Origin of the sequence: Pseudomonas machongensis (genome assembly GCF_034961125.1) — a bacterium.
Lineage (GTDB): Bacteria > Pseudomonadota > Gammaproteobacteria > Pseudomonadales > Pseudomonadaceae > Aquipseudomonas > Aquipseudomonas machongensis.
In genome coordinates this window covers 364,218-374,868 of the sequence record NZ_JAYFUI010000190.1, presented here as the reverse complement: position 1 = coordinate 374,868, position 10,651 = coordinate 364,218, and the positions used below count along the sequence as shown (strand labels likewise).

At 62.4% G+C, this 10,651-nt stretch carries 6 protein-coding genes and 5 tRNA genes; 8 read left to right on the top strand and 3 right to left on the bottom strand.

Going from position 1 to position 10,651, the window contains the following annotated elements; genetic code table 11:
- The first annotated feature begins 69 nt into the window (after positions 1-69).
- The 6 genes from VA602_RS23930 (at position 70) to VA602_RS23905 (ending at position 1,996) form a co-directional block, all read left to right on the top strand.
- A tRNA-Val gene (locus VA602_RS23930) sits at positions 70-145 on the top strand.
- Between the two features lie 79 nt (positions 146-224).
- Positions 225-301, top strand: a tRNA-Asp gene (locus VA602_RS23925).
- Between the two features lie 99 nt (positions 302-400).
- Positions 401-477 (top strand) — tRNA-Asp (locus tag VA602_RS23920).
- A gap of 139 nt (positions 478-616) precedes the next feature.
- A tRNA-Asp gene (locus VA602_RS23915) sits at positions 617-693 on the top strand.
- Positions 694-792: 99 nt separating this feature from the next.
- A tRNA-Asp gene (locus tag VA602_RS23910) sits at positions 793-869 on the top strand.
- Positions 870-1,126: 257 nt separating this feature from the next.
- Positions 1,127-1,996, top strand: coding sequence for a DUF2242 domain-containing protein (locus VA602_RS23905; protein WP_323454518.1), 870 nt, complete (start codon positions 1,127-1,129; stop codon positions 1,994-1,996).
- Positions 1,997-2,234: 238 nt separating this feature from the next.
- On the opposite strand, the gene VA602_RS23900 is transcribed toward VA602_RS23905, so the two are convergent.
- Entirely contained in the window at positions 2,235-3,275 is a 1,041-nt protein-coding gene (locus VA602_RS23900; protein WP_323454517.1) for an AraC family transcriptional regulator, read from the bottom strand.
- 4 nt (positions 3,276-3,279) lie between these two features.
- Positions 3,280-4,398, bottom strand: a complete 1,119-nt coding sequence (locus VA602_RS23895) for a nitrilase-related carbon-nitrogen hydrolase (RefSeq protein ID WP_063546687.1) — start codon at positions 4,396-4,398, stop codon at positions 3,280-3,282.
- 186 nt (positions 4,399-4,584) lie between these two features.
- Here VA602_RS23895 and VA602_RS23890 point away from each other — a divergent pair, with 186 nt between their 5' ends.
- The gene (locus VA602_RS23890) at positions 4,585-6,621 is read left to right on the top strand and encodes an NADPH-dependent 2,4-dienoyl-CoA reductase (RefSeq protein WP_125930411.1); all 2,037 of its coding nucleotides are present in this window, start codon (positions 4,585-4,587) and stop codon (positions 6,619-6,621) included.
- 68 nt (positions 6,622-6,689) lie between these two features.
- On the opposite strand, the gene VA602_RS23885 is transcribed toward VA602_RS23890, so the two are convergent.
- Positions 6,690-7,052, bottom strand: a complete 363-nt coding sequence (locus VA602_RS23885) for a hypothetical protein (RefSeq protein WP_323454516.1) — start codon at positions 7,050-7,052, stop codon at positions 6,690-6,692.
- Here VA602_RS23885 and VA602_RS23880 point away from each other — a divergent pair.
- Positions 7,032-10,649 (top strand): dermonecrotic toxin domain-containing protein, encoded by a 3,618-nt coding sequence (locus VA602_RS23880; RefSeq protein ID WP_323454515.1) that lies wholly within the window; start codon positions 7,032-7,034, stop codon positions 10,647-10,649. The genes VA602_RS23885 and VA602_RS23880 overlap by 21 nt on opposite strands.
- Positions 10,650-10,651 lie beyond the last annotated feature (2 nt).

Below are 10,651 nucleotides of genomic sequence, written 5' to 3'. Positions count from 1 at the left end.
TGACTTAGCATCGGTACCTGCGTAAATTTCGCGGCCTCAGCGAAGCAAACGCAACAAGCAACATCGCGAGGGTGATTAGCTCAGCCGGGAGAGCATCTGCCTTACAAGCAGAGGGTCGGCGGTTCGATCCCGTCATCACCCACCACTTCCTGAGATTGTTCCTGGCCCAGGACGCTTCGAAAGAAGCTTTCTAGCAGAGAGGAACAGGACGCAAGTCCATATGCGCAGCGGTAGTTCAGTCGGTTAGAATACCGGCCTGTCACGCCGGGGGTCGCGGGTTCGAGTCCCGTCCGCTGCGCCACTTACTTCAACAGATGGGTGAACTTCACCGGTCTGTGGCATGAAGGCAAGACCTTCCTGCCAGATCCCAGTTTCAAGCAGGTTACGGCCTGCAAGATACGCAGCGGTAGTTCAGTCGGTTAGAATACCGGCCTGTCACGCCGGGGGTCGCGGGTTCGAGTCCCGTCCGCTGCGCCATCTTCTGCTTCGAGGCCCTAGAACTCCTCCAAGCGACATTGAAGGCGATAAACCAATCGCCTTTTTTGTGCCTGCAACACCAGCGTCATGCGCTGGCATGCAGATCCCAGTTTCAACCAGGCTTCGGCCTGTGCGATACGCAGCGGTAGTTCAGTCGGTTAGAATACCGGCCTGTCACGCCGGGGGTCGCGGGTTCGAGTCCCGTCCGCTGCGCCATACTTCAACAGATGGGTGAACTTCACCGGTCTGTGGCATCAAGCGTCATGCGCTGGCATGCAGATCCCAGTTTCAACCAGGCTTCGGCCTGTGCGATACGCAGCGGTAGTTCAGTCGGTTAGAATACCGGCCTGTCACGCCGGGGGTCGCGGGTTCGAGTCCCGTCCGCTGCGCCATATTCGCTTCGAGGTCACTGAACCCCTCGAGGCACAAAGAAAGCGACCTTAGGGTCGCTTTTTTTGTTTCTGTGGCCTGGTAAATGGCTAGTGCCGGCCTTGGTATCAATCGCCAGTGCGGTTAGACATCTGCGTGGAGCTGATGGGGTCACTCCGAACATTTACCTGATGCTGACAGACTCTTCACCGACCAGCGGTTTCAGCGACCCAGCGATGTGTTGCACAATAGGCACCATTCGTTCTTCCCGGAATTGACAATGTCCAGATCTACCGTCTCTGTAGCGCTCGGGCTGGCCCTGGTGCTGGCGGGTGTTTCCGGCTGTTCCTCAAAAAAGGCAGCGATCTACGAACACGAGAACTTCGACGACTCGGGGACGTTCTCGCGCAGCTTCCAGGTCAGCGATGCCGGGTCGTGCGAAGCCGCGCGCCGGGCATTGCTGAGCCAGGGCTATATCATCACCAGCAGTGACGCAAGCCAGGTGGCGGGCAACAAGAGCTTCCAGCAGAACGCCGAGAACCACCTGCAGATCAGCTTCAACATCACCTGCGCCCCCGACAGCAGCGACGATCAGCGTTCGACGATCTTTGCCAACGCCCTGCAGGATCGCTACACCCTGAAAAAATCCAACACCTCGGCCAGCCTCGGTGTAGGCATCCTCGGCTCGGTGTCGATGCCGATCGGCTCCACCGACGACTCCATGGTCAAGGTGGCCAGCGAAACCGTGACTTCGCCGCAGTTCTACGAGCGTTATTTCGCGCTGGTCGAAAGCTACCTGCCAAAACCGAAGAAGCAGAAAAAGGCCGCCCCTCAGGTGGAGGCGCCCAAGCCTGAAAAACCGGCGCAGGAGTTGGGCTTGCCCGAGCCTGCGGCTTTGGCCCCGGCCGCACAGCCAGCGGCGGTACCGGTGTCTGGCAGCGCGCCGCAGGTCGAGCCGGCAGCGCCGGTGACTCCTTCGGAGCACGCGCCATCGCCGACCGCTGCAGCACCAGCCGCCAGCGAGGCGCCCGCGGCGCCAGTGGTCGACGATAGCCAGGGCTCCCAGCCTATCGCGCCGCCGGTCGAAGCTGCGCCGATCCAGGTGCAGCAAGCGGCACCCACCAGCGAGCCGGTACCTTCGTCACTCTAGGGAAATGCTTCATCTGCTGTTACACACGTACTGCGGTTAACGACCTGAACGCCTGCTACGTTTATTCCTCATGGGGATGTCATGATTCCTTCATCCGGCCCGCTTAGCTTGATGGCCAGACCCATGAAAAAATGAATGCAAGAGGACGCAGGCCAATGGACGACTATCAGGAAGAACTTCTCGAATTCCAGGCATATGAACTGGATACCCCGGAGCCGGCGGAAGACGCCACCGAGCTCTAGCCTACTTGCCGCTGATGGCGGCGAAACTCCCCCGGTGTCAGCCTCGTCCAGCGCTTGAATGCGCGCTGGAAGGCTTCGGCCGATGCAAACCCCAGCAGATAGGCGATTTCACCGAAGGCCAGCTCCGTGTCGCGGATATAGGTTTCGGCGAGGTCGCGTCGGGTGTCGTTGAGCAGGCCGCGAAAGCTCGAGCCTTCCTCGGCCAGCTTGCGACGCAAGGTCCAGGTGGGCAATTGCAGGTGGCGGGACACTTCCTCCAGGTCAGGCTCCCGTCCGCCGTTGAGCAATGGGCCGAGCAGATGTGTGATGCGTTCGCCCAGGCTGCGCACACGCGTGCGATGTGTCAGCTCCGCCTCGCACAGTTGCAGCAGGTGCTGCCAGGTATTGGGGCAGTGGTGTGGGTTGCCCAGCGCGAGGGCGGCCTGGCCGAGGCGCAGCTGGTTGCTGGCGGCACCGAACTGCACGGGCGTGCTGCACAACGGTTGGTACAGGTTACTGTAGGCGGGCGCCTCGAACTCGATTTCCATGCGTTCGGCCAGCAGCGGCGTGCCAGCCAGCCCTGACAGCTGTGCCAGCCAGCCGGCCAGCAACGAATCGACCACGAAGCGGTTGTAGGTGTTGTACGGGCTGATCGAATAAAAGCGCAGCCAGGCCCCTTGGGCGTCTTCGATGAAGGCCGAGCTGCCACGATAGTTGGCAGCGTACAGCGGCTCATAGCGCAGCAGGGTACGCGCGGCCTCGCGCACGTTCGGGGCTTGCGCTGCCGTCACGCCTGCCAGGCCAGCCTGGGCCAGGCGGCTCAGGCGTCCCATGCGCAGCCCCAGGGCGGGCTCGGCACTGAGCTCGATGGCTGCATGCCCCAGGTGCATGTAGCGGGGAATCGACAGGCGGGCACCGGCTTCGTTCATGCGCATGGCATCCAGCCCATAACGTTGCAGCAGCGGTGCCGGGTCATATCCGAGCTCCTGCAGGGCTTCGGTCAGGGGCTGGACGAAACCTACCGAGAGGTCACCCAGGCGCACGCGTGGCTGGCGCATGCCCTTACAGCCAGAGGTTCAGCAGGCGGGCACCCTGGCTGGGATTGCCAGCCAGTTGCGCGCCCGCCTGGTTGGCAAAGCCCTGGCCGTCGCTGCCCAGCTCCCAGAACTGGCCGCGCAGGAAGACACTGATGCTTGGCAGCTTGGGGTTGGCGGCCAGGATCAGTTGACGCCAAGCCGCCTCTTCACTGACTTCGCCTTTGCTCAGCGGCAACTGGTTGGCAGCCTGTTGGTGGCGGTTGCCGCGCCAGGGTTCCTGCCAACTTCCCTTGCCACTGAGAAATACCGGATTGGCGATCAGTTGCACCGACTGGTGAGCCAACAGTTCATGGTTGCGCGGATACCAGCTGTCGCTGCCCACCAGTACACCCAGGCGCCCCGCCGGGGTCTGCACGACCTGCAGTGGCTGGGCCTGGCCATCTTGAATGAAACGACGGACCTCGCTATCGGCGTATTGCTGCAACTGCGGCTGGCCAAGCGGTGTGCCATCGCTGGCGAACACCAGGCTGCTGTTGAACAGCGGGCCTTTCCCGACGTGCAACTGGCCCTCCTCGACATAGGGTGACGGCAGCACGATGGAGCCGGCCACCAGGGTGACGCCGAACTCGCGGGCCAGGCCGCCAAACAGTTGCTGGTAGTCAGCGGCCATCTGCCGCGCCTTCATGCGCAGGTGCGCGTCGGAGCGGCGGTCATCACCAGTGGCCGCCAGCATGGCCAGGCCGTAGCGCACGGGGTTGCTCAGCTCCAGCCACTGCCAGGCCTCACGGAACTGGGTGACCTGGTACAGCTCCTTTTTCTCGCCGCGGGCCCAGAGCCAGGTGCCGATGTGCTCGGGTAGCACCACCACCGTTCGCGGGTTGACCAAGCCTTGGGCGCGGGCCTGTTCCAGATAGGCCGAGAGCTTGCGGTGCAGGCGCCCGAGGTTCTGGTAGTCGCTGGGGTAGAGCAGCGGCTCGATGCCCAGCAGGTTGCCGTGCTCGCCGGGTACCCCCTGGTTGAGCGCCAGTTCGATGCGCAAATCAGACAGGTAATGACCTTCCGGGCGCTGTTGGGTCCAGAAGCCATAGCTGAACAGGGCGGCGATCATCACCAGCGCCAGGGCGCTTGCCAGGAGTTTGCGCATGAAGCGATACGGCATCTTGAGGCCAAGGGTGCTCTAGGGTAGTCCCGCTGTGCAGCAGGATCAATAAGTTGTCAGTTTCGATCATTGAGCCAGTTCAAACGCCTGTTTAATGTCGACGGCAGACAAACGACGGGGCCCGTGTGAGGCACCCGCATTCCGTGATCACGCCTCATCAGGAGTCCCTCCATGGCTGCCGAACGTTACCCACACCTGTTGGCCCCGCTCGATCTGGGCTTCACCACCCTGCGTAACCGCACCCTGATGGGCTCCATGCACACCGGTCTCGAAGAGCGCCCGGGTGGCTTCGAGCGGATGGCCGCCTACTTTGCCGAACGTGCCCGTGGCGGGGTGGGCCTGATGGTGACCGGCGGTATTGCGCCGAATGACGAGGGTGGCGTGTACTCCGGTGCGGCCAAGCTCAGCACCGACGAAGAAGCCGATAAGCATCGGATCGTCACCGAGGCGGTGCACGCGGCTGGGGGCAAGATCTGCCTGCAGATCCTGCATGCCGGTCGCTACGCCTACAGCCCCCGGCAGGTGGCGCCCAGTGCCATCCAGGCACCGATCAACCCGTTCAAGCCCAAGGAGCTGGACGAGGCGGGCATCCAGAAGCAGATCGATGACTTTGTGAACTGTTCGGTACTGGCCCAGCGTGCCGGCTACGACGGCGTCGAGATCATGGGTTCGGAAGGCTACTTCATCAACCAGTTCCTCGCCGCGCACACCAACCACCGCACCGACCGCTGGGGTGGCAGCTACGAGAACCGCATGCGTCTTGCGGTAGAGATCGTCGGACGCGTACGTGAAGCGGTGGGCCGTGAGTTCATCATCATCTTCCGCCTGTCGATGCTTGATCTGGTCGAGGGTGGCAGCAACTGGGACGAGATCGTGCAGTTGGCCAAGGCCATCGAGCAGGCGGGTGCCACCTTGATCAACACTGGCATCGGCTGGCACGAAGCGCGCATCCCGACCATCGCGACCAAGGTGCCGCGCGCAGCGTTCAGCAAGGTAACCGCCAAGCTGCGCGGCGCAGTGCAGATTCCGCTGATCACCACCAACCGTATCAACACGCCGGAAGTGGCCGAAGCCGTGTTGGCCGAAGGCGATGCCGACATGGTATCGATGGCCCGGCCCTTCCTCGCCGACCCTGACTTCGTCAACAAGGCTGCCGAGGGCCGCGCGGACGAGATCAACACCTGCATCGGCTGCAACCAGGCCTGTCTGGACCACACCTTCGGCGGCAAGCTGACCAGTTGCCTGGTGAACCCGCGTGCCTGCCACGAGACCGAGCTCAACTACCTGCCCGTACGTGCGGTGAAACGCATCGCCGTGGTCGGTGCAGGGCCTGCTGGCCTCGCCGCGGCGACGGTCGCCGCCGAGCGTGGGCACGAGGTGACCCTGTTCGATGCCAGCGCCGAGATGGGTGGGCAGTTCAATGTCGCCAAGCGTGTGCCGGGCAAGGAAGAGTTCTTCGAGACCCTGCGCTACTTCGCCAACAAAGTGAAGAACAGCGGCGTGACGCTGCGCCTGAACACCCGTGTCGGTGTCGACGAACTGGCGGCGGGCGGCTTCGACGAGATTATCCTGGCTACCGGCATCACCCCACGTACGCCAACCATCCCCGGGGTCGAGCATGCCAAGGTTCTGAGCTACCTTGATGTGCTGCTCGAGCGCAAGCCAGTAGGTGAGCGGGTGGCCGTGATCGGCGCCGGTGGTATCGGCTTCGACGTCAGCGAGTACCTGGTGCACAAGGGCATCGCCACCAGCCAGGATCGCGCTGCGTTCTGGAAAGAGTGGGGTATCGATGCCAGCCTTGAAGCCCGCGGCGGTATCGCGGGGGTCAAACCTGAACCCCATGCCCCGGCACGCCAGGTCTATCTGTTGCAGCGCAAGAAGACCAAGGTCGGCGACGGCCTGGGCAAGACCACTGGCTGGATTCACCGTACGGGTCTCAAGAACAAACAGGTACAGATGCTCAACAGCGTCGATTACCTGAAGATCGATGATGCGGGCCTGCATGTGCGCATTGGCGAGGGCGAACCGCAGGTGCTGGCGGTGGACAACGTGGTGATCTGCGCCGGGCAGGAGCCGCAGCGCGAGCTGTATGAAGGGCTGCTGGCCAAGGGGCAATCGGTGCACCTGATCGGTGGTGCGGATGTCGCTGCCGAGCTCGATGCCAAGCGCGCGATCAACCAGGGATCGCGCCTGGCAGCGGAGCTCTAGGAAGACCGAGCTCCAGGAAGACATACTTAGCACCGACTGTCCGTCCGGTGGCGGCAACCTCTCGATTTTCATAAGAGATTGCCGCCATGACCCATCCCCCGCAACCCCAGCCGCTTGCCGCCGAACTCCCCGATCAATTCCCGCAAACCGATGCCCTGCCCACGCTCGGCGCTTCGGCCCTTGCGCTGTTCGAGGCACAGTTGCCAGGCCTGCTGGCGCGAGCTCCCTACCTGTTGCAATTCATCGGTGCCGAGGGCTCCGAGGAGCGTACCGTCACCCATGCCCACGCCCTGAGAAGCCTGGTTGAGTTGGCACGGCTGCGGCAGACCACGGCTGATCTCTTCGACCCGGCACAGGCGGTGCTGTCGTCGAGCGCCAGTTCGCTGGCCGAAGCCGACCTGATTGCGGACGTGACCCTGGATCAGGTGCACGACGCCTTGAAGCTTATAGACGCCAAGACGGTGCTCAGCCGCTTCGAGGTCGATGCGCAAACCTACTGGGAGGTTCCCGCGCAGCTGTCGTTGGCCCCTCGGCAACTGGCCATGGAGCAGCAGGTGCGCGCGAGCCTGGCGGATGATGTGCAACTGCTGGAGAGCGTCGGAACGCTCACTGCCCAAGCCAGGGCGCTGATCGAAGACATCGTCGCCCACCCCCGTTTTTCCGACCGCAGCGTGCCAAGAGGTGTCTATGACCTGACGGTGCGCACCGGTGGAAGCTCGAAGTCCTTCTCTTTGCCAGGCATGCTGGTTCTCAGCGAAATCCCGGCCGGCTACGACCCGGCACTGTCCTACGTTACCGAGCGGCAGGCTCTGACCGGCGAAGCTGTACTGTATTGCAGCGGGCACTTCGGTTTCATCCGTCGTCACGACAACCTCCAGGCCACCCTGGACGGGGTGCGCAAGGCATTGTTGGAGGATCGCGCCTGGGGCTTGGCCTTGTTGATGCGCCTGGCACCGGAGGCGCAGCAGGCGTTGCTGGAAGAATGGGAGCGCGAAGACGCAAGCTTCGAAGTGCGAGCCGGGGTGATCGAGGGCAATCCGTTCGAGCACCTGGCCAGACAGCAGTGTGAGGCCTGGCGCGCGAGCGCGACCTGCGAGCTGCCCGGTGTATGGGATGATCGTATCGGCCTGGATGTATCGCGTGCACGTTCAACGCAGGTGTTGTTGGCGTTCGAGGCCGAACGCCAGTCGTTGCGGGCGCAACTACCAGATGGTCTGCGCAACCTTGCCCAAGCGCAGCAAGACATGCTGGATGGCCTGTTGCTGGACATTGCCCAGCAGCAGAGCCTCGCCGAGGACTATTGGCAGCAGTTACCCGCGTTCGAGGATTTCGCCCGTGATCGGATTCGCGCCGAGTTGCGCAAGGACGGGCAGGATTTGGACCCCCGTGCTGTCACCGTCGAGATCGACGTCGTCCAATACAGCCCCGAGTTGCCAGAGTCGGAGCTTGCGCCGGGCGTCACTCCTGATCTTGGACAGGCGCAAAGCGTGCAGAGCGAGTGCTCGTTGCTCGAATACATCGCCATGCGCATGGATGCCAGGGCCGACGCCAGTTGGACGGTCGAATTCAGTGGCGTTACTCAGGCTCAGTCACGCTATCTTTCCAGTACTCGGCTGGGCAGCCTGATCCAGCGGCTTGACCTGCAGACGCACTATCGACAAGCAATCAGCGACGCGTTGAAGACACCGTCCGATGGCGAAACCAAGGCTCTGCACCAGCGGCGCCACGATGCTGCGACAAGCCTGTTCGAGAAACGTCTGCGGCTCGATGCGTTCCTGGCGCATGCTACCGGTGACCTTGACGATTCCGGGTATCAGGTTGTCCAGGACATTCTGGATCATCCATCGCCGGACCAGCGGCCTATACGCGAAGGGCAGCGTGCCGAGTTGCAGTGGCTCACGCTGGGTGGCAACTCTCTGCGTGACGTGCTGATCTTCCATGAAGTGGGTGAGTCGTCACTGATCTGCTATACACCCGGCCATCCATCTGGCAAGCCGTTCAGGCGTCACAGCTCTCGCAGTGCGCTGCGCAGCGTGCTGGCCCAGGAGCTCGAAGGTCTCCAACGGATGTCCCCGTGGCCTGCAAGCGCTGAGTACTGGGTGTCGCGGTTCGGCCGTCATCAGCTCGGGACCGCCTTGCCTCTGTTGCTCCGCATCGCTGATGGCAAGGCCGGTGCAGAGCTGGCGACGCAAACCCTCAACCAACCGATAGGCAAGGCAATTTTCAATTATCGCATCGCTTATCTGCTGGCCGAAGGTAACAGCCTGGCGGTTTCCGATGCCGAGTTGCGGCTGGAGCGTGGCCTGGATATCGCTGTCACCGTGTTCCGCGTGCTGAGCGCGCTGATTCCTGCGCGGGTCATGACCGTGCTCGACCTGGCAGAGCTTGGCTATTACATGTTCAACAGCTATGCGGCGCTGGCCAGCGGGCAGCGCGAGCAGGCCGGAACCTATGCCCTCGAGGCCTTGACCAGCCTGAGCGGCCTGGCTAATGCAAAGTTCTACCGGTTCAGGGCTCCCGTTGCTTCGGGAGTGCCGCTGCGCCTGATGGGCGGCAGCGGTGTACGGTCGGTCGTCGCGATCGACGAAGTGCCCAAGCCTCAGGGCGCGCCCTTTGTCATTTCTCACGGCCTGCGCAAGGGGTTACTGGTCTTCGATGGCCGGTTGAACGTGTCTTTGCAGGGCCGCTACTACCCCGTCTACGAAGTGCGTGACCCGCTGCAACGCACGTCGACTTTTTATATCGGGTCAGGCGACGGGGTTCAAAGCCGCTCGTTGTTTTCCAATCCCGATCCAAGAATCGAACGTGATCCACGTACAGGCGATTGGCTGATCGTGCGCCGCCCGGGGTTGCTGGGCGGAATGGATCAACCGCTGCCGGTTCGGCCAATGCCGGTGAAGGTGATGCGTGGCGTCCGAGAAAGCGCCAATAGCAGTGGCAGGACTTTCCGGATCATGGACGGCACCCAGGAGGTGGAGGTGCTGTTCGATCTGGATTATTGCTGCTGGTACTCATCTTCCAAAGGTCGTTATTACCGGCGGGATGAGCAGACGAATACCTATCTGGGCGCCGTCGACCCTGGCCCTGCGGCTTCTCGATTGGAGCGCCAGCAAGCGCGCCTGGAACTGGAGTGTCTCCAGCGGCCGGTGTTGCCAGAGCTGCCGCCGAGCAGTGGGCTGGAGCTGCTCCCGAAGGTTATCCACCAGATCTGGATCGGCAGCGCAGACAATCTGATTGCGTCTCACGACTCCACGCTCAAGGGCAACATCGAGATGGCACGGGCCGGCGGTTATCAGTTGCATTTGCATTTTCTAGGCCGCAGTGGATGGGGGGTGAACAATGCGTTGCAGCTGCGCAAGCTACGCTCGCGCTACCCAGGAGCAACCTGCACGTCCTTGAAGGGAGACGCGTTCTTCAAGGATTTCGAGGAGGGTCCGCAGGGTGAGGTGTTCAAGTTCTTCCTGCGGCCGGAAACCCGCAACTATGCGGCGGCCTGCGACGCCTTGCGCTACAAGTTGATAGATGAGTTGGGCGGGGTGTACATGGACATGGACGATGTGCTGCTCCGCCCGCTGCCTCAGTTGACATTGCGCCCTGGGCAACTGGCGGTGGGCGGGGTGGTGAGCAACGCGACCCTGATGCTCAACGGCCCCAACAACAGTCATTTCGCCTCGCTCAAGGGCAATCCATTGCTCGATGCGGTGTTGCGGGAAATGTCCCAGCGTTTCAGCGCTAGTCGCAAGCTTGGGCATCGTCCGAAGTTTTCCGATCCTGGTTTCACCGAGTACATGCGTGAGGTATCACGGGTGACTGGCCCTGGTCTGCTCAATACGATGCGGCACAGAGCTAGCGCGATCGAGAAGGCCTTGACCGAGGCGAAGCTGTATATCTTCCACTCGCAGGACAACGGCGTACGTCCCGAGCGCGCGGTATTTGAATGGGTGAAGCGCGTTTCCGCGCTGCTGACGCCACTGGAAGACTACATCAATGTCGGCAATGCCCACAGCTGGAAGACGGGGCGCCGTTGACC